The organism is Streptomyces cyanogenus (genome assembly GCF_017526105.1).
Classification (GTDB): domain Bacteria; phylum Actinomycetota; class Actinomycetes; order Streptomycetales; family Streptomycetaceae; genus Streptomyces; species Streptomyces cyanogenus.
In genome coordinates this window covers 1998859-2016808 of sequence record NZ_CP071839.1, presented here as the reverse complement: position 1 = coordinate 2016808, position 17950 = coordinate 1998859, and the positions used below count along the sequence as shown (strand labels likewise).

Sequence of the window (17950 nt, the reverse complement as noted above, 5' to 3'; positions counted from 1 at the left end):
GGTCCCGCGGGCGGTCGCGCCTGACCAGGGAGTTCCTCTCTATGAGGGCATAAGCTGGTCTTATGAGCGAGGCGGAGGAACAGCGACGGCCGACGGCATCCCTGGCGCACCGGGTGCCGGACCTCGCCGCGCTGGAGCTGCTGCTCGCGGTGGCGCGGCTGGGCAGTCTCGGCGCGGCCGCCCGCGAGGTCGGGATCACCCAGCCCGCCGCCAGCAGCCGGATCCGCTCCATGGAACGGCAGCTGGGTGTCGCCCTGGTCGACCGCTCGCCGCGCGGCTCCAGGCTCACCGACGCCGGCGCCCTGGTCACGGACTGGGCGCGGCGGGTGGTGGAGGCCGCGGCGGCCTTCGACGCGGGCGCGCGGGCGCTCAGGGACCGGCGGGACTCGCGGCTGAGGGTCGCGGCGAGCATGACCATCGCCGAGTACCTGCTGCCCGGCTGGCTCCTCGCGCTGCACGCCGAGCGGCCCGACACGGCCGTCTCACTGCTCGCCGGCAACTCCGCGAAGGTCGCGGAGCTGCTGCTGGCCGGTGAGGCGGACCTCGGCTTCGTGGAGGGGCTGTCCGTGCCGACGGGCCTGGACTCCGCGGTCATCGCCCACGACCGGCTGATCGTCGTCACCGCGCCGGGCCACCCGTGGGCCCGCCGCCGGCGGCCCGTGACGGCGGCGGAGCTGGCCGCGACCCCGCTCATCCTGCGCGAACGGGGCTCCGGCACCCGGCAGGTCCTCGACGCGGCCCTCGGCGGCCTGGCCCGCCCGCTGATCGAGCTGTCCTCCACGACGGCGGTGAAGGCGTCCGCGGTCAGCGGCGCCGGCCCCTCGGTGCTGAGCGAACTGGCGGTCGGCGAGGAACTGTCGATGCGCCGCCTGGTCAGCATCCCGGTCGACGGCGTGGCGCTCCGCAGGGACCTGCGCGCGGTATGGCCCACGGGCCACCGCCCGACCGGCCCGGCCCGGGAACTGCTGTCGCTGACACGGGGATGAGAGCGTCACCGCGCGGCGGAGCCGCACACGCGGCTGCGCCGCGGGGGCGCGCTCTGCGCCCAGCCGCACCGGGAAGCGCCCCGCACCCCCACGACGCCCCTCCACCCCGCTCCGCCCCGGCTAAATCCCTTGGCCAGGTCGTGCGGTCGACCGGCACCATCGTCTTCATGACCGCCATCGCCCCGCCCGCCACGGGCGTTCGTGCTCCCTGGGACGTTCTCCCCGCCGTCGTCCGTGACGCCGTCGGGGAGGTGCTCGGGGCGCCGGTCGTGCGGGCCGTGACGCAGAGCGGCGGCTTCTCTCCCGGTGTGGCCGCCCGGGTGCGCACGGCGTCCGGGCGCACCGGCTTCGTCAAGGCGGTCTGTGCCGAGGCCAACCCGCACAGCCCCGCCCTGCACCGCAAGGAGGCGCGGAACGCCGCCGCGCTGCCGGTCACCGTGCCGGCGCCCCGGCTGCTCGGGTCGTACGACGACGGCACCTGGGTGGCGCTGGTCTTCGAGGAGGTGGCGGGACGTCAGCCGCACGTGCCCTGGCGGCCGGCGGAACTGCGGCGGGTGCTCGACGCGGTCACCGGGCTCGCCCGCACCGGTACGCCGTCCCCGGTCGACGCGCCGCCCGTCGCCGAGGAGCTGGCCGCCGACTTCGCCGGCTGGCGCGCGCTCCGCGACGGCGAGGCCGGCGACGTACAAGACCTGCTCGGCGACTGGGCCGCCGGTCACCTGGCCGAACTCGCCGCGCTGGAGGCCGGCTGGGCCGGGGGCGCGTCCGGCGACACCCTCGCCCACGCCGACCTGCGCGCGGACAACGTCCTGCTCACGGCCGACGGTGTCGTCTTCGTGGACTGGCCGCACGCCCTGCGCGCCGCGCCCTGGTTCGACCTGCTGGTCATGCTGCCGTGCGTGCGGGCGCAGGGCGGACCGGACCCGGAAGAGGTGTTCACCGCGCACCCCCTCGGCCGGTCGGCCGACCCGGACGCCGTGACCGCGGCGCTGGCCGCTCTCACGGGCTACTTCCTGCGCGGCTCGCTGTGCCCGGCGCCACCGGGCCTGCCCACCCTGCGCCCCTTCCAGCGCGCGCAGGGCGAGGCGGCCCTGGCCTGGCTCAGGAGGCGGCTGTGACCAGGGCCCGCATCACCCGCAGGTCCTCGCCCATCTCCGGATGCCACTGCACGCCCAGCACCCAGCCCCGGTCCGCCGGCAGTTCGACGGCCTCCACGGTGCCGTCCGCGGCGTAGGCCGACGGGACGAGCCCCTCGCCGAGCCGCTCCACCGCCTGGTGGTGGTACGTCGGCACCGCCAGCTCGTCCGGGACGATGCCGGCGTACCGGGTGCCCGGCACCGGCTTGACCGGGTGCTCGCCGAAGACGCCGACCCGCTCCGCGTGCCCGTCCAGGTGCTGGACGAGCGTGCCGCCGAGGGCGACGTTCAGCAGCTGCATGCCCCGGCAGACGCCGAGCAGGGGCACCCCCGCGGCCAGCGCCGCCCGGATCAGCGCCAGCTCCCAGGCGTCCCGCTCCGGCGCGGGCGGTCCCGTGCGCGGTGAGCGCTCGGCGCCGTACCGGGCCGGGTCGACGTCCGGTCCGCCCGCGATGACCAGTGCGTCGAGCCGGGCCACCGCGGCCTCGGCGTGCTCCGGCGCGTCCGGCGGCAGCAGCGCCGCCAGCCCGCCGGCCCGCTGCACCAGCCGCGGATAGCCGGCCGCCAGCAGCACCGCGTCCAGCTCCCACACCCCCCAGCGCACGCCGGACTCCAGGTACGTGCTCACACCGATCAGCGGCCGTACGGTCATGCTGCCCTCCTGGCATGCGAGGGCGCCCAGTGAAGCGCCCACGTGACGAGTGCCCTCGGCACACTGCCCACCTTCAAAGGTGCTCACCCATACCTTTGCAGACGTGGCTCAGGCCAGGAAGCCCCGCAGCAGCGCCGCCGTCCCCGCGCAGTGCTCGCGCATCATCTCCCGGGCCCCGTCCGCGTCCCCGTCCAGCACCGCCTCCACCAGCGCTGTGTGCTGCCGCTGGGAGTGCTCCAGGTTGCGCACCAGCAGCGGGATGCAGTCCAGCAGGTCGTTCACCGTGGCCCGCACGGCCGCGTACTGCGCGGTCAGCGACGGCGAACCGCACAGCTCGGCCAGCGTCAGGTGCAGCAGCGTGTCCGCCCGCCGGTAGTCGGCCAGCGGGGCCTCGTGGGTGCGGTCCAGCGCCTCCCGCAGCCGCTCTTCCTGCTCCCGCGTCAGCCCGTGTGCCGCGCACAGCCCGGCGGCCCCCACCTCCAGCACCTCGCGGAAGCGCAGCACGTCCTCGATGTCGACCTCGGCGATCCGGCGCCGCAGCTCGTCCTCGCCGCCCGCGTCCGTGCGCGGCAGCACGAACGTTCCGCCGTACCGGCCGCGCCGCGCCTCCACCAGGCCCTGGTCCTGGAGCACCTTCAGCACCTCGCGCAGCGTCACCCGGCTGATCCCGAGCCGCTCCGCCAGCTCCCGTTCGGCCGGCAGCCGCTCGCCGCCCGGCACCAGGCCCAGCCGGACGACCTGCAGGATCTGCTCCAGCGCCTCCTCGAAGCCGTTGCCCGCCCGCACCGGCCGCAGCACCGGAACGAGCCGGTCCGCCAGCCCGCCGGCACCCATGTCCTGCGACATCGGCCGTACCCCCTTCCCAAGCAATGGTTCTCCGCAATACCTTATGGCTCCCGGCCCGGCCGAAAAAGCGCGATGGCGCCGAAGGAGGCTCTCCCGTGGCAGACCGCACACCCCCGCTCAGCGTCGAGGAACTGCACGCCCTCGTCGCGGGCGGTGAGATCGACACTGTCGTCCTGGCCTTCCCCGACATGCAAGGGCGGCTCCAGGGCAAGCGGTTCGCCGCCCGCTTCTTCCTCGACGAGGTCCTCCACCACGGCACCGAGGGCTGCAACTACCTGCTCGCCGTCGACACCGAGATGAACACCGTCGACGGCTACGCGATGTCCTCCTGGGAGCGGGGCTACGGCGACTTCGCCATGCACCCCGACCTGTCCACCCTGCGCCGCATCCCCTGGCACCCCGGCACCGCGCTGCTCGTCGCCGACCTCGCCTGGAACGACGGCTCCCCGGTGGTCGCCGCCCCGCGCCAGATCCTGCGCCGCCAGCTGGAGCGGCTCGCCGCACTCGGCTACACCGCCCAGGTCGGCACCGAGCTGGAGTTCATCGTCTTCAAGGACAGCTACGAACAGGCCTGGGACGCGAACTACCGCGATCTCACCCCGGCCAACCAGTACAACATCGACTACTCCATCCTCGGCACCGGCCGCATCGAGCCCCTGCTGCGCCGCCTGCGCAACGACATGGCCGGCGCCGGCCTCACCGTCGAGTCCGCCAAGGGCGAGTGCAACCCCGGCCAGCACGAGATCGCCTTCCGCTACGACGAGGCCCTCGTCACCTGCGACCAGCACGCCCTGTACAAGACCGGCGCCAAGGAGATCGCCGCCCAGGAGGGCGTCTCGATCACCTTCATGGCCAAGTACAACGAGCGCGAGGGCAACTCCTGTCACATCCACCTCTCCCTCGCCGACGCCGACGGCACCAACGCCATGGCCGGCCCCGACGGAATGTCCGAGGTGATGCGGCACTTCCTCGCCGGACAGCTCGCCGCCCTGCGCGACTTCTCGCTCCTCTACGCCCCCAACATCAACTCCTACAAGCGGTTCCAGCCCGGCTCCTTCGCGCCCACCGCCGTCGCCTGGGGCCACGACAACCGCACCTGCGCCCTCCGCGTGGTCGGCCACGGGCGCTCGATGCGCTTCGAGAACCGGCTGCCGGGCGGCGACGTCAACCCCTACCTCGCCGTGGCGGGGCTGGTGGCCGCCGGCCTGTACGGCATCGAGCACAAGCTGGAACTGCCCGAACCCTGCCCCGGCAACGCCTACACCGCCGGCTTCGAGCACGTCCCGACGACCCTGCGCGAGGCCGCCGAGCTGTGGGAGAACAGCCCCGTGGCCAAGGCCGCCTTCGGCGACGAGGTGGTCGCCCACTACCGCAACATGGCGCGGGTCGAGCTGGAGGCCTTCGACGCCGCGGTCACCGACTGGGAGCTGCGCCGCTCCTTCGAACGCCTGTGAGCCCGCGCACTCCTGTGATTCGACGCCTGGGAAAGGTCATCACGTGTCCGACCCGCACGAGCTGAAGGTCCTCAACCCCGCCACCGAGGAGCTCATCGCCACCGTCCCCGCCGCCACCGCCGAGGACGTGGACGCCGCCGTCGTACGCGCCGGCCGCGCCCAGACCCGCTGGGCCGCCCTCGCCCCGGCCGACCGGGCCCGGCTGCTGCGCCGGTTCGCCGATGTGGTCGACGCCCACACCGAGGAACTCGCCCAGTTGGAGGTCCGCGAGGCCGGGCACACCGTCGGCAACGCCCGCTGGGAGGTGGGCAACGCGCGTGACCTGCTCCTCTACGCGGCCGGCGGCGCCGAACGCCTGCTCGGCAGGCAGATCCCGGCACCCGGCGGCTGGGACGTCACCTTCCAGGAACCCCTCGGCGTGATCGGCGTGATCGCCCCCTGGAACTTCCCCCTGCCGATCGCCGCCTGGGGCTCCTTCCCGGCACTCGCGGCCGGCAACGCGGTGGTCCTCAAACCCGCCGAGGCCACCCCGCTCACCGCGCTCCGGCTGGCCGAACTGGCCCTGGAGGCGGGCCTGCCCGAACACGTCCTCCAGGTCCTGCCCGGCTACGGCGGCACCGCCGGACGCGCCCTGGTGGACCACCCGGACGTCGCCAAGATCGTTTTCACCGGCTCGACGCACACCGGCCGCGAGGTCATGGAGCGCTGCGCCCGCCTGGTCAAACCGGTCACCCTGGAACTCGGCGGCAAGAGCCCCAGCGTCGTCTTCGCCGACGCCGACCTCAAGGCCGCCCTCGACCCCTTCTCCTTCCTGGACAACTCCGGCCAGGACTGCTGCGCCCGCACCCGCATCCTGGTCCAGGAGGCCGTGCTGGACGAGGCCCGCGCCTTCCTCGCCGACGCGCTGGCCGCCGTCGTCGTCGGCGACCCGGCCGACGAGAAGACCCAGATGGGCCCGCTGATCTCCGGCCGGCAGCTGGAGCGCGTCCGCTCGTACGTCCCCGAGGACGCCCCCGCCCTGCGCGGCAGCGCGCCCGACGGCCCCGGTTTCTGGTTCCCGCCGACCGTGCTCACCGGGGAGCGGCACGACAGCCCCGCGGCCCGCGAGGAGATCTTCGGCCCGGTCGCCGTCCTGCTGCCCTTCACCGACGAGGAGGACGCGGTCCGCCTCGCCAACGACACCCCCTACGGCCTCTCCGGCTCCATCTGGACCCGGGACGTGGGCCGCGCCCTGCGGGTGTCCCAGGCCGTCCGCGCGGGCAACCTGTCCGTCAACTCCCACTCCAGCGTCCGCTACTGGACCCCCTTCGGCGGCTTCAAGCAGTCCGGCCTCGGCCGGGAACTCGGCCCCGACGCACTGACCGCCTTCACCGAAACCAAGAACGTCTTCATCAGCACGGAGGGCCCCGCACAGTGACCGCAGAATCTGTTTGCCGCCGTCTGGCCGGCCGTACCGCCGTCGTCACCGGAGCCGGCAGCGGCATCGGACTCGCCACCGTCCGCCGGCTCGCCTCCGAGGGCGCCCACGTCGTCTGCGCGGACGTCGACGAGGCCCGCGGCAAGGCCGCGGCCGACGAGGTCGGCGGGCTCTTCGTGAAGACCGACGTCACCGACCCCGAGCAGGTCGAAGCGCTGTTCAAGGCGGCGTACGACACCTACGGCAGCGTCGACATCGCCTTCAACAACGCCGGCATCTCCCCGCCCGACGACGACTCCATCCTGGAGACCGGCCTGGAGGCCTGGAAGCGCGTCCAGGAGGTCAACCTCACCTCCGTCTACCTGTGCTGCAAGGCCGCCATCCCCTACATGCGCCGCCAGGGCAAGGGCTCCATCATCAACACCGCGTCCTTCGTGGCACGCATGGGCGCGGCCACGTCCCAGATCTCGTACACCGCCTCCAAGGGCGGAGTCCTCGCCATGTCCCGGGAACTGGGCGTGCAGTTCGCGCGGGACGGCATCCGGGTCAACGCCCTGTGCCCCGGCCCGGTCAACACGCCCCTGCTGCAGGAGCTGTTCGCGAAGGACCCCGAGCGGGCCGCCCGCCGCCTCGTCCACATCCCGGTCGGCCGGTTCGCCGAGGCCGAGGAGATCGCCGCCGCCGTCGCCTTCCTGGCCAGCGACGACTCCTCCTTCGTCAACGCCACCGACTTCCTGGTGGACGGCGGCATCGCGGGCGCGTACGTCACGCCTCTGTAGGCCTGCGGGAGCCTCGTCAGAGGAACGTGTGCCCCTCGCCGCGGTAGGTGGGCACGGTCGCCGTGACCGTGTCCCCCTCGACGAGGTGCAGCGTCTCGAACCGCTCGCACAGCTCGCCGGCCTTCGCGTGCCGGAACCACACCTTGTCGCCGATGAGCAGGTCGTCGGCGGGCGAGCCGAGCAGCGGGGTCTGCACCTCGCCGGGGCCCTCCTGCGGGTCGTACCGCAGCCCCTCCGGCAGGTACGGCACCGGCAGCCGGTCCGGGCCGGCGGCACCGGAGGCCGGGTATCCGCCACCGAGCACGGTGACGATCCCGACGCCCGGCCGCCGTACGACGGGCTGGGCGAAGAGGGCGGCCGGACGGCCGGAGAAGGACGTGTAGTTGTCGAAGAGGCGAGGCACGTACAGTCCGGAACCGGCCGCGATCTCGGTCACCGCGTCCTCGGCGGCGGTGTGCTGCACGCTGCCGGTGCCGCCGCCGTTGACGAACTCCAGGTCCGGGGCGACGGCCCGCACCGCCCGCACCACGGCGGCCCGCCGCTCGGCCAGTTCCCGCCGGGCGGCGGCCTGCATCAGCCGGACCGCCCGCGAGCGCAGCGGCCGGCCGGCGATCGCGTCCCCGACCCCGGCGACGTGTCCTTCGTACGCCATGATCCCCACCAGCCGGAAACCGGGCCGCCGGGCCACGGCCCTCGCCAGCTCGGCGAGTTGGGCGGGGGAGTGGAGCGGGGAGCGGCGGGCGCCGACCCGTATCCGGCCGCCGAGGAGCTTCAGCGAGGTGTCCAACTCCAGGCAGACGCGGATGGGTTGGCGCCCGCCGTCGCGGGAGGCGTCGATGAGGTCGAGGTGCGCCGGGTCGTCGATCATCACGGTGACGGCACCGGCCGGTTTCGGATCGGCGGCCAGCTCCGCGAACCCCGCCCGGTCGGCGGACGGGTAGGCCAGCAGGATGTCCTCGAACCCCGACCGCGCGAGCCACAGCGACTCGGCGAGGGTGAACGACATGATCCCCTGGAAGCCGTCCCTGGCCAGGACCCGTTCCAGCAGGGCCCGGCAGCGGACCGACTTGCTGGCGACCCGCACGGGCTTGCCCGCGGCGCGGCGGACCAGGTCGTCCGCGTTGGCGTCGAAGGCGTTCAGGTCCACGATCGCGAGGGGGGCGTCGAGATGGGCGGTGGCCCTGTCGTAACGGGCCCGGTCAGCGGCGCGCGCAGTCATGACGGAAGCCTGCCAGACAGGATTACCGCAGGGTAGAGGGACGTTCCGGGCAGATGCCCCGGCTCCGTGGACCGGTTCCGTGCAGGTCTCCGACAACCCGTAGAGTGACGCGCACGTACGGCGGAACGCACCCGGCACCCACGTGAACCGGGATGCCGGTCCGGCCGTACGGGTATGCGTGCCCGGGAGGAACTGTGCACCGGGCGCGGCCGGCCGGCAGCGACGGCCCGCGTACGAGCAGACGGCCCGGGCACGAGGAAACGGGGGGTGCATGAGCCCAGAAGCACGACCCACCCCCACCCCCGCCTCCGCCGACAACACCGGCTCCAGCACCGGCAGGGGTTTTGCGGGGCAGGGTGGCAGCACCGGTCGTGGCGGCAGCGGGGGTTTCGCCTGGGGGAGCGGGATGGCCGACTCCGGGCGTGGCGCCGGTTCCGGTGGTCGTAGCGATGTCGGCGGCCCGGGCCGCGGTGCTGGTGGCTCTGCCGGCTCCGTTGCCGAATCGGCGTCGCCCGGTGCGGTTTCCGGCCCCCCGGACGACGACCTCGACGAGGAGCCGTCGGTGTTCACCCCGCGCGGTGCACGGCCGTCGGCCGTCCCCACCGCGCGTGCGCACCGGCCGTGTCCCTCGGCCGTACCCGAGTCCGCCGACCCCGTGAGCCCGCCCCCGCCGCCCGCCTCGGCCCGGTTCCCCGACGCACCCCCGAGCACCGGACGAGCGGCCCGCCGCGACGGCACCGGCCCGGCTGGGCTCGGTGGGCAGTTCGGCCGACAGGCCCCGTCCGGCCCGACGGCTTCGGTCGGAGGGGCGGCCCTGGCGGGCGGTGCGGGCCCGGCCGCGCCGGCCAACGCGGCAACTCCCGGAGGCTCGACGGCCACGGCTCAGGCGGGCCCGGCAGGCTCCCAAGCCCCGGCAGCCCCGGGCATCCCCGCTGCCCCGGCCGGTTCGGCGGCTCCGTCGCAGACCGGCGCCGCCGAGACGACGGCCCGGCTGCGCTCCGGCAGGGAGTCCGGTCGTCAGGGTGCCCCGGTCGAAACCCCGTCGGAGACGACCGCGCGGCTGCGCCCCATCCGCTCGGCGGCCCCGGCGCCGTCGGCGTCCGCCTCCCCGTCGGCCTCCCAGCGCGCCTCGACCCCGAGTCCCCGCCGCCCCGCCCCGGCGCATCCTGCCTCCGGGCACCCGGCGTCGAAGCCCTCTGCTCCGGCGCATCCTGCCTCCGGGAACTCGACGTCCACGCCCCCCGCCCCGGTGCATCCTGCGTCGACGCACCCGGCGTCCACGCCCCCCGCCCCCACGCATGCTGCCCCCGGGCGCCCGGCGTCCACGCCCCCTGCCTCCGCGCACTCCGCGCCCACGCACCCTTCTCCGGGGCACCCGGCGTCGAAGCCCTCTGCCCCGGTGCATCCTGCGTCCACGCCCCCCGCCCCGGTGCATCCTGCGTCCACGCCCCCCGCCCCCACGCACCCTGCCCCCGGGCGCCCCGCCTCGAAGCCCCCTGTCCCCGGCCACCCGTCCTCCACCCACCCCAGCTCCACCCACCCGGCGCCCACGCATCCCACATCCACGCGCCCGGCCCCCACCCACCCCTCGCGGGCCCACCCCACCCCCGCCACCACACCCCCTCCCCCCACGGCGGCGGTGCCCGATGGGGCGGGGAACGAGCGGTGGACGGAGCGAGGGGGTTCGCGGGAGGGCGGCTGGAGTCCGATGGGGGCTTCGGGGCCGGATCCGGCGTACTCGTGGGGCGCCGGTCCGGCCGGTCGGCCCGTGGTGTCGTTCGCGGAGCCCGATGTGTCCGGCGCGCGGACGCATCCCCGGGCGGTGCCGAGGAGCGTCGTTGCCGCCGCCTGTCTCGTGCTCGGTCTCGGGCTGATCGGCGGTGCCGTGACCGGGAGTTGGCTCACCGGGGACGGCGGACCGGAAGGCGCCGGGAACTCGTTCGGCACCGTCCGCACGCTGTGGCACAGCACGCCCGTGGACGACCTGTTCCCGCCCACCGTCGAGGGCACCGGCGCCGGCCCCGGCGGCGCCGACCGCACCTGGACCCGGATCGCCGTGGCCCCCGACAGCGGCTGCGCCCACGCCTTCGACCCCCTGCTGTACAAGGCCCTCGCGCCGGTCGGCTGCCAGCGGCTGCTGCGCGCCACCTACACCGACGCCACCCAGAGCTACGTCACCACCGTCGGCCTGCTGTTCACCAAGGCCGACCCGGCCGCCATGTCCGCGCTCGCCGCCCGCTTCCGCGACGAACACCTCGACGGGCGCGCCGACCTGATGCCCCGGCCGTACGCCGCCGCCGGCACGGCCGCCGCCGCGTTCGGTGACCGGCAGCGGGCCTCCTGGACCATCTCCGTCCTCACCGACGCCCCCGTCGTCGCCTACGCCGTCTCCGGCTGGGCCGACGGCCGTACCGTCGACGCCCCCCAGCCCGCCGCGGACGCCGTCCGGTCCGGCGCCACCACCGATCCGGCGCAGGCCGGCCTCGGCAACGAGGCCCAGGGCCTCGCCGACCGCGTCGAACGACGCCTGCGCAAGACCGTCGGCACGGCCACGGAGAAGCCCGCATGAAGCCTCTTTCCGGAGCGGCGGCGAGCCTGCTGCTCGCCGGCTCCCTCGCCCTGCTGCCGTCCGCCACCGCGTACGCCGACGGCATCCGCGCCCAGCAGTGGGGCCTGTCCGCCCTCCACCTGGACGAGGCCTGGCGGACCACCAAGGGCCGCGGTGTCACCGTCGCCGTCCTGGACACCGGCGTCGAGGCCGACCACCCGGACCTCGCCGGGAACGTCCTGACCACCAAGGACATGATCGGCTTCGGTGCCGGACCCGGCGACCGCACCTGGGCCCGGCACGGCACTGCCATGGCCGGGATCATCGCCGGGCACGGACACGGCTCCGGCAACACCGACGGCGTCATGGGCGTCGCCCCGGAGGCGCGGATCCTGCCCGTCCGGGTGATCCTGGAGGACGGCGACCCCGCCCGCGCCAAGGCCCGTACCACCCGTGGCAACGCCCTCGCCGACGGCATCCGCTGGGCCGCCGACCATGGCGCCGACGTCATCAACCTCTCCCTCGGCGACGACTCCGACTCCGCGCACCCCGAGCCCAGCGAGGACGAGGCGGTGCAGTACGCCCTGAAGAAGGGCGTGGTCGTCGTCGCCTCAGCGGGCAACGGCGGAGACAAGGGCGACCACGTCTCCTACCCGGCCGCCTACCCGGGCGTGATCGCCGCCACCGCCGTCGACAAGTACGGCACCCGCGCCGCCTTCTCCACCCGCCGCTGGTACGCCGCCGTCAGCGCGCCCGGCGTGGACGTCGTCATCGCCGACCCCGACCACAAGTACTACGCCGGCTGGGGCACCAGCGCGGCCTCCGCCTTCGTCTCCGGCGCGGCCGCCCTGATCAAGGCGGCCCACCCCGACCTGGCGCCGGCGCAGGTCAAGAAGCTCCTGGAGGACACCGCGCGGGACGCCCCGGTGGGCGGCCGGGACGACTCCCGCGGCTTCGGCATGATCGACCCGGCGGCCGCGCTGAGGGCGGCCGCCCGCCTCGGACCGAAGGGCCTGCGCCCGGCGTCGTACGGCGACGAGTACTTCGGCGCCGGCCCGGACCACGCCAGGGCGGCGAGCAGCGCCTCCGACTGGGCGGCGCCGCTCGCGGGCAGCGTGGGCGGGGTCCTGCTGGTGGCCGGCGGGGTCCTGTGGCGGGGCCGCAGACGGCCGGCCTGAGCCGCCGGCCCGCTTCCTGCGCCTGGGGCAGCAGCGTGGCCAGGATGTCGGCCTTGACGATGCTCGCCGTGTCGAAGGCCGCGTCGCCGTGCCCCGCGCTCTGCCCGGAGTCCACCGCCGGCACCGCCGCCGACACCTTCGCGCCCGCCGGTACGCTCACGCCCGTCATCGCCTTGCCCAGTGCGTCCCGATCGATCGCCGGCTCCGTCACGGGTTCCACCGACGCCTCTTCGCGCGCCCCCGCCGAGGAACCGGCCGAGGGGGCCGCCGCGCGCGATACGGCCGCGCTCCCCGGGTGCGTCCGCACCGTCACACAGACCGTGCCGCCGGCCGTGACTCCGCCGACGCGACCACGGCGAGAGCGGCGTACGACAGCGGACGGCGCCGGGACCGGAGCGCGCGCACGACGGCCACGGCGGGCTCTGGAGGGCTCCATGCCCGCGATGCCCGGAGCACCGGCTGTGCGCCGCGTGGGACGAGGTGAGACCCGCGTCAGGGAATGCAGAGAATCCTGTGAAAGCGGTGACGTCGGCGTTTCCGGCCCCGCACGAGCCCGGCCGCTTCTCCCCTATAGGGTCGGTGACCGTGGCGAACAAGAACATCCCCGACCCCGGCTTCTCCGACGACGACGGCTCCGCCGACCCCCGGCTGAGCGCCGCGCTCGCCGCCTGGGCCGAGGACCGCAGCGCTCTCGGGCCCGTCCTGGCGGCACTCAAGGGCGCCCGCCTGCTGGTGCCCGTCGTCGCCGTGCTCGGCGAGGTCGAGGAGGACGAGAACGGGTTGCGCCGCGAGAAGACCAGCGACATGGCCGTACCCACCCTGAAGGCCGGCGGCCGCACCGCGCTGCCCGCCTTCACCTCCACGGACTCCCTGGCCCGCTGGGACCCGGCCGCCCGGCCCGTCGCCGTACCCCTGCACCAGGCGCTCCAGGCCGCCGCGCACGAGAAGGCCGACACGGTCGTGCTCGACCTGGCCGGACCGGTGCCGTTCGAGCTGACCGGCCCGGCGCTGCTCGCCCTCGCCGAGGGCCGCACCAGCACCGACCCGCTCGCCGACCCCGCCGTGGTGGCGGCCGTCCGTACGGCGGTGGCGGCGGAGCCCGCCGTGCTGCGCGCCCACCTCGGGCCCGGGCGGGCCGACGGCACCCTCGCCCTCGTCCTCGACCCGGCCGCGCCGCCCGCCGAGGCCGCCCGCGCGGTCGCCGAGCGGCTCGCCGCCGACGAGACACTGCGGGCCCGCCTGGTGCGCGGCCTCGACCTGGCACTGCTGCCGGCCGGGACCACGCCTCCGGGCGAGCCCTTGTACGTGAAGGAGTAGGTCAGCCGTAGACGGGCCCGGTGTACTTCTCGCCCGGGCCCTGGCCCGGCTCGTCCGGGACGACGGACGCCTCGCGGAAGGCCAGCTGCAGCGACTTCAGGCCGTCGCGCAGCGGGGCCGCGTGGAAGGAGCTGATCTCGGTCGCGCTCGCGTCCAGCAGGCCGGCGAGCCCGGTGATCAGCTTGCGGGCCTCGTCCAGGTCCTTGTACTTCTCGCCCTCCTCGCTCAGCCCGAGCTTCACGGCGGCGGCGCTCATCAGGTTGACGGCGACCGTCACGATCACCTCGACGGCGGGGACCTCGGCGATGTCCCGGGTCATCGCGTCGAAGTCGGGAGCCTCGGAAGGCTGGGCAGGGGTGTCACTCATGTCCCACACCATAGGTGGTCGCGCCCGGCGCCCCTCAATTAGCCCTTGTCAAGCGATCCTGCTAATCTGAAGGACGACCGGCCGGACCTGTGTGCCCGGCCAACAAGTGGAGGCTCCGATCTCCCACCTGACCGTCCTCCGGGACGGCGGGTCACCCGGTCAGGCGGCCACCATCGTTCCGTACGGACGATGGAGTCGCCCGAAAGCGCGCCCCGCGGCATCGCGGCGGTGCTCCGGTAGTGCTTGGAGCCCCGCCTGTGATCGTCCGGGGCATTTTTTGTGCTTCGGCGCGGTTAGGTCTAACGAAAAGAGACGTTACGCGGCTGTCCGCCAGACCGCCGTGTGGTGCTACCGAGGAGGATCCATCAGCGCCGAGCCCCGCATCAACGACCGGATTCGCGTTCCCGAGGTGCGACTTGTCGGTCCCAGTGGCGAGCAGGTGGGCATCGTCCCGCTGGCCAAGGCACTGGAGCTTGCGCAGGAGTACGACCTGGACCTGGTCGAGGTCGCGGCGAACGCCCGTCCGCCCGTGTGCAAGCTCATGGACTACGGGAAGTTCAAGTACGAGTCGGCCATGAAGGCCCGTGAGGCGCGCAAGAACCAGGCGCACACGGTCATCAAGGAGATGAAGCTCCGGCCGAAGATCGACCCGCACGACTATGACACCAAGAAGGGTCACGTCGTCCGGTTCCTCAAGCAGGGCGACAAGGTCAAGATCACGATCATGTTCCGTGGCCGTGAGCAGTCCCGCCCCGAGCTGGGCTACCGACTGCTGCAGCGGCTCGCGGAGGACGTCCAGGACCTCGGTTTCGTCGAGTCGAACCCGAAGCAGGACGGCCGAAACATGATCATGGTTCTCGGTCCGCACAAGAAGAAGACCGAGGCGATGGCCGAGGCCCGCCAGGCGCAGGAGGCCCGCAAGGCCGAAGCGAAGGCGAACCCCGGCAAGTCGCAGAACCCTGCCGAGGCCGCGGCACCGTCCGAGGAGCCGGCCGAGGCGTGATCCCGGGGGACGTACGTCCCCGAGGATGTAACCGAAAGAAGAGCGACGCTCCACCGTGCCCGGTTTTCACAACCGGGCACCGGAGCGCCACCGACGAGGAGAGAACGGCGCTATGCCGAAGAACAAGTCGCACAGCGGTGCCAGCAAGCGCTTCAAGGTCACCGGCTCCGGCAAGGTGCTCCGTGAGCGCGCCGGCAAGCGCCACCTGCTCGAGCACAAGTCGTCCCGCGTCACGCGTCGCCTCACCGGCAACGCCGAGATGGCCCCGGGCGACGCCGCGAAGATCAAGAAGCTTCTCGGCAAGTGACGAGGCGGCGCCGTCCGAGCGCCGTACGTCTGGACCGGGACCGAATCGTTTCCGGGTCGTGTGAAGACCACCACGACCCCGCTACAAGGAGTTAACAAGTGGCACGCGTCAAGCGGGCAGTCAACGCCCACAAGAAGCGCCGGGCGATCCTCGAGCAGGCCTCCGGCTACCGCGGTCAGCGTTCGCGTCTGTACCGCAAGGCCAAGGAGCAGGTCACCCACTCGCTGGTCTACAACTACAACGACCGCAAGAAGCGCAAGGGCGACTTCCGTCAGCTGTGGATCCAGCGCATCAACGCCGCTGCCCGCGCCAACGGCATCACCTACAACCGCTTCATCCAGGGTCTGAAGGCCGCGAACATCGAGGTCGACCGCAAGATCCTGGCCGAGCTGGCCGTGAACGACGCCAACGCCTTCGCGGCGCTCGTCGAGGTCGCGCAGAAGGCGCTGCCGTCGGACGTCAACGCTCCGAAGGCCGCGTGACGCTGCGCTGGCTCTGAGCCGACGTTCACTGGAGGACCCGCAGGCCGTCATGGCTTGCGGGTCCTGTTGTTGGGGCCCACTGCACGTCGTTCGGCCGCGGGTCCGTCGTGGTTGCTCGCGCCCGCGCGGCGGAGCCGCACATCGATACGGTCCCGCGCCCCTGCGGGGCGCCACAAGTTTCCGAAGGTACGAGGATGCCCCCCGTCTCCCCTGAGCTCATCTCGCCCCGGTCCGCCCGTGTCTCCGCCGCCCGGCGGCTCGCCAAGCGGAACTTCCGGGGTAAGGACCGGCTGTTCCTGGCCGAGGGGCCGCAGGCGGTGCGGGAGGCTGCCGGACACCGGGCCGGGGGGCAGGCGACGCTGGTCGAGCTGTTCGCCACGGTCGAGGCCGCGGAGCGGTACGCCGACATCATCGGCGCGGCCCGCACCGCCGGCGCCCGGCTGCACCTGGCCTCCGAGGAGGTCATCGCCGACATCTCCACCACGGTCACCCCGCAGGGGCTGGTCGGGGTCTGCCGGTTCCTGGACACCCCCTTCGAGGACATCATCGCCGCCCGGCCCAGGCTGGTCGCCGTGCTGGCGCACGTGCGGGACCCCGGCAACGCCGGCACCGTGCTGCGCTGCGCCGACGCCGCCGGCGCCGAGGCCGTGGTGTTCACCGACGCCTCCGTCGACCTGTACAACCCCAAGGCCGTCCGGGCCTCCGTCGGCTCCCACTTCCACCTGCCGGTCGCCGTGGGCGTACCCGTGGAGCGGGCCGTGGCCGGGCTGCAGGAGGCCGGGGTGCGCATCCTCGCCGCCGACGGGGCCGGCGACCGCGACCTCGACGAGGAACTGGACAAGGGCTCCATGGGCGGCCCCACCGCCTGGGTGTTCGGCAACGAGGCCTGGGGGCTGCCGGAGGAGACCCGCGCCCTCGCCGACGCCGTCGTACGCGTTCCCATCCACGGGAAGGCCGAGAGCCTGAACCTCGCCACCGCCGCCGCCGTATGTCTCTACGCGTCGGCCCGTGCACAGCGCGCCTCCGGAGGGTGCCGCTCCGTCACCGAGCTAGTAGGGTGACCAGCGCGGGGCCCTGCGCCGTCTGAGAGGTGGAGTACGGGGATGAGTGTGGCCGGCTCGAGCACCGCGCCGGAGGGACGGGACGCGCGGCGCGTACCCGCGTCCCGGCACGCCGGCGACGGCCCCGGCGTCGATCCCGACCAGCTGCCCGACGGCCTCGTCATCGCCGACGAGCGCGGCCGTGTGACCTGCTTCAACGCCGCCGCCGCGCGGATCACCGCGGTACGGGCCGACGACGCCCTCGGACAGTCCCTGGAGAAGGCGCTGCCCTTAGAGGATCTGGAGGGGCGCCGCTGGTGGCAGCTCACCGACCCCTACGGCGGGCTCTCCATCCGGGTCCGGCAGCCGGAGCGCAACCTGCTGCTGCCGGGCGGCCGCGAGGTGCTCGTCTGCGCCCGGTACGTGCGCGACGAGCCCCTGGGGCCGGTGCGCAGCGTGGTCGTCTCCCTCCGGGACACCGAGGCCCGCCGCCGTACCGAACGCAGCCACGCCGAGCTGATCGCCACCGTCGCCCACGAGCTGCGCTCCCCGCTCACCTCCGTGAAGGGCTTCACCGCCACCCTGCTCGCCAAGTGGGAACGCTTCACCGACGACCAGAAGCGGCTCATGCTGGAGACCGTCGACGCCGACGCCGACCGCGTCACCCGTCTCATCGCCGAGCTGCTGGACATCTCCCGGATCGACTCCGGGCGGCTGGAGGTGCGCCGCCAGCCCGTCGACATAGGGGCCGCCGTCTCCCGGCACATCCAGGCCTACGTGGCGGCCGGGCAGCGCGCCGACCGCTTCCTGCTCCGCATCGAACAGCCGCTGCCCGCCCTGTGGGCCGACCCCGACAAGATCGACCAGGTGCTCAGCAACCTCATCGAAAATGCCGTGCGGCACGGCGAGGGAACCGTCACGATTGACGTCACGCCCACGCCGTCCCCGCGCGAGGGCGAGGAAACCGGCACGTCGGTCACGGTGAGCGACGAGGGGCCCGGCATCCCGGAGGAGTCCATGAACCGCGTCTTCACCCGTTTCTGGCGGGGCAGCAAGCGCGGCGGCACGGGCCTCGGGCTGTACATCGTCAAGGGCATCGTGGAGGCCCACGGCGGCACCATCACGGTCGGCCGCGCGTCCAGCGGCGGCGCCGAGTTCCGATTTACGTTGCCCGTGGCGGCCCCGGCGTATCTCGCCTGACGGCCCACGGGCGCATCTG

18 protein-coding genes are annotated in these 17950 nt (G+C 73.9%); 13 read left to right on the top strand and 5 right to left on the bottom strand.

What is annotated here, in order from left to right; all coding sequences use genetic code 11:
* Positions 1 to 62 precede the first annotated feature (62 nt).
* Positions 63 to 986, top strand: coding sequence for a LysR family transcriptional regulator (locus S1361_RS08960; RefSeq protein WP_208031309.1), 924 nt, complete (start codon positions 63 to 65; stop codon positions 984 to 986).
* A gap of 167 nt (positions 987 to 1153) precedes the next feature.
* Positions 1154 to 2104, top strand: a complete 951-nt coding sequence (locus tag S1361_RS08955) for an aminoglycoside phosphotransferase family protein (protein WP_208031308.1) — start codon at positions 1154 to 1156, stop codon at positions 2102 to 2104.
* Here S1361_RS08955 and S1361_RS08950 read toward each other — a convergent pair.
* Together S1361_RS08950 and S1361_RS08945 are read right to left on the bottom strand one after the other, a co-directional pair.
* Positions 2088 to 2774, bottom strand: coding sequence for a gamma-glutamyl-gamma-aminobutyrate hydrolase family protein (locus tag S1361_RS08950; protein WP_208031307.1), 687 nt, complete (start codon positions 2772 to 2774; stop codon positions 2088 to 2090). The two genes, S1361_RS08955 and S1361_RS08950, sit on opposite strands and share 17 nt — an antisense overlap.
* A 108-nt stretch (positions 2775 to 2882) precedes the next feature.
* Positions 2883 to 3620, bottom strand: coding sequence for a FadR/GntR family transcriptional regulator (locus S1361_RS08945; RefSeq protein WP_243769127.1), 738 nt, complete (start codon positions 3618 to 3620; stop codon positions 2883 to 2885).
* Positions 3621 to 3715: 95 nt separating this feature from the next.
* Between S1361_RS08945 and S1361_RS08940 the strand changes: the two genes are divergently transcribed.
* The 3 genes from S1361_RS08940 to S1361_RS08930 are packed head-to-tail and all read left to right on the top strand — an operon-like array spanning position 3716 to position 7270.
* Entirely contained in the window at positions 3716 to 5074 is a 1359-nt protein-coding gene (locus S1361_RS08940) for a glutamine synthetase family protein (RefSeq protein ID WP_208031306.1), read from the top strand.
* Positions 5075 to 5117: 43 nt separating this feature from the next.
* Positions 5118 to 6491 carry an aldehyde dehydrogenase family protein gene (locus S1361_RS08935; RefSeq protein ID WP_208031305.1) on the top strand — a complete coding sequence of 458 codons (1374 nt, stop codon included), beginning with the start codon at positions 5118 to 5120 and terminating at the stop codon, positions 6489 to 6491.
* The gene (locus S1361_RS08930; RefSeq protein WP_208031304.1) at positions 6488 to 7270 is read left to right on the top strand and encodes a 3-oxoacyl-ACP reductase; all 783 of its coding nucleotides are present in this window, start codon (positions 6488 to 6490) and stop codon (positions 7268 to 7270) included. Before S1361_RS08935 ends, S1361_RS08930 begins: the two co-directional genes overlap by 4 nt.
* Positions 7271 to 7286: 16 nt before the next feature.
* Here the strand turns inward: S1361_RS08930 and S1361_RS08925 are convergent, their stop codons facing one another.
* Positions 7287 to 8489 carry an amino acid deaminase/aldolase gene (locus S1361_RS08925; protein WP_208031303.1) on the bottom strand — a complete coding sequence of 401 codons (1203 nt, stop codon included), beginning with the start codon at positions 8487 to 8489 and terminating at the stop codon, positions 7287 to 7289.
* 1017 nt (positions 8490 to 9506) lie between these two features.
* A complete protein-coding gene (locus S1361_RS08920; protein ID WP_208031302.1) occupies positions 9507 to 9725 on the bottom strand; it encodes a hypothetical protein in 219 nt (72 codons plus the stop codon).
* A 586-nt stretch (positions 9726 to 10311) separates the two neighbouring features.
* Here S1361_RS08920 and S1361_RS08915 point away from each other — a divergent pair.
* The 3 genes from S1361_RS08915 (at position 10312) to S1361_RS08905 (ending at position 13532) form a co-directional block, all read left to right on the top strand.
* Positions 10312 to 11058 (top strand): hypothetical protein, encoded by a 747-nt coding sequence (locus S1361_RS08915; protein WP_243769126.1) that lies wholly within the window; start codon positions 10312 to 10314, stop codon positions 11056 to 11058.
* Positions 11055 to 12215 (top strand): type VII secretion-associated serine protease mycosin, encoded by a 1161-nt coding sequence (gene mycP, locus S1361_RS08910; protein ID WP_208031301.1) that lies wholly within the window; start codon positions 11055 to 11057, stop codon positions 12213 to 12215. The genes S1361_RS08915 and mycP overlap by 4 nt, the downstream gene beginning before the upstream one ends.
* Positions 12216 to 12800: 585 nt before the next feature.
* Positions 12801 to 13532 (top strand): SseB family protein, encoded by a 732-nt coding sequence (locus S1361_RS08905; protein ID WP_208031300.1) that lies wholly within the window; start codon positions 12801 to 12803, stop codon positions 13530 to 13532.
* Position 13533: 1 nt separating this feature from the next.
* On the opposite strand, the gene S1361_RS08900 is transcribed toward S1361_RS08905, so the two are convergent.
* Complete coding sequence (locus S1361_RS08900) at positions 13534 to 13899, bottom strand: DUF1844 domain-containing protein (protein ID WP_208031299.1); 366 nt, start codon at positions 13897 to 13899, stop codon at positions 13534 to 13536.
* Positions 13900 to 14239: 340 nt separating this feature from the next.
* Here S1361_RS08900 and infC point away from each other — a divergent pair, with 340 nt between their 5' ends.
* The 5 genes from infC (at position 14240) to S1361_RS08875 (ending at position 17931) form a co-directional block, all read left to right on the top strand.
* Positions 14240 to 14902: a translation initiation factor IF-3 gene (gene infC / locus S1361_RS08895; RefSeq protein WP_132786483.1), complete on the top strand. Its 663-nt coding sequence runs from the start codon at positions 14240 to 14242 to the stop codon at positions 14900 to 14902.
* 112 nt (positions 14903 to 15014) lie between these two features.
* On the top strand, positions 15015 to 15209 hold the full coding sequence (gene rpmI, locus S1361_RS08890) for a 50S ribosomal protein L35 (protein ID WP_004933563.1): 195 nt from the start codon (positions 15015 to 15017) through the stop codon (positions 15207 to 15209).
* A 98-nt stretch (positions 15210 to 15307) separates the two neighbouring features.
* Entirely contained in the window at positions 15308 to 15691 is a 384-nt protein-coding gene (gene rplT, locus S1361_RS08885; RefSeq protein WP_016642495.1) for a 50S ribosomal protein L20, read from the top strand.
* Between the two features lie 194 nt (positions 15692 to 15885).
* The gene (locus tag S1361_RS08880; RefSeq protein WP_208031298.1) at positions 15886 to 16752 is read left to right on the top strand and encodes a TrmH family RNA methyltransferase; all 867 of its coding nucleotides are present in this window, start codon (positions 15886 to 15888) and stop codon (positions 16750 to 16752) included.
* Between the two features lie 42 nt (positions 16753 to 16794).
* Positions 16795 to 17931: a sensor histidine kinase gene (locus S1361_RS08875; protein ID WP_208031297.1), complete on the top strand. Its 1137-nt coding sequence runs from the start codon at positions 16795 to 16797 to the stop codon at positions 17929 to 17931.
* Positions 17932 to 17950 lie beyond the last annotated feature (19 nt).

Coding starts and splice junctions, on each gene's coding strand:
- mycP (WP_208031301.1), top strand. CDS start 11,055: ATGAAGCCTCTTTCCGGAGCGGCGGCGAGCCTGCTGCTCGCCGGCTCC.
- S1361_RS08955 (WP_208031308.1), top strand. CDS start 1,154: ATGACCGCCATCGCCCCGCCCGCCACGGGCGTTCGTGCTCCCTGGGAC.
- rpmI (WP_004933563.1), top strand. CDS start 15,015: ATGCCGAAGAACAAGTCGCACAGCGGTGCCAGCAAGCGCTTCAAGGTC.
- S1361_RS08925 (WP_208031303.1), bottom strand. CDS start 8,489: ATGACTGCGCGCGCCGCTGACCGGGCCCGTTACGACAGGGCCACCGCC.
- S1361_RS08960 (WP_208031309.1), top strand. CDS start 63: ATGAGCGAGGCGGAGGAACAGCGACGGCCGACGGCATCCCTGGCGCAC.
- S1361_RS08875 (WP_208031297.1), top strand. CDS start 16,795: ATGAGTGTGGCCGGCTCGAGCACCGCGCCGGAGGGACGGGACGCGCGG.
- S1361_RS08900 (WP_208031299.1), bottom strand. CDS start 13,899: ATGAGTGACACCCCTGCCCAGCCTTCCGAGGCTCCCGACTTCGACGCG.
- S1361_RS08880 (WP_208031298.1), top strand. CDS start 15,886: ATGCCCCCCGTCTCCCCTGAGCTCATCTCGCCCCGGTCCGCCCGTGTC.
- S1361_RS08950 (WP_208031307.1), bottom strand. CDS start 2,774: ATGACCGTACGGCCGCTGATCGGTGTGAGCACGTACCTGGAGTCCGGC.
- S1361_RS08945 (WP_243769127.1), bottom strand. CDS start 3,620: ATGTCGCAGGACATGGGTGCCGGCGGGCTGGCGGACCGGCTCGTTCCG.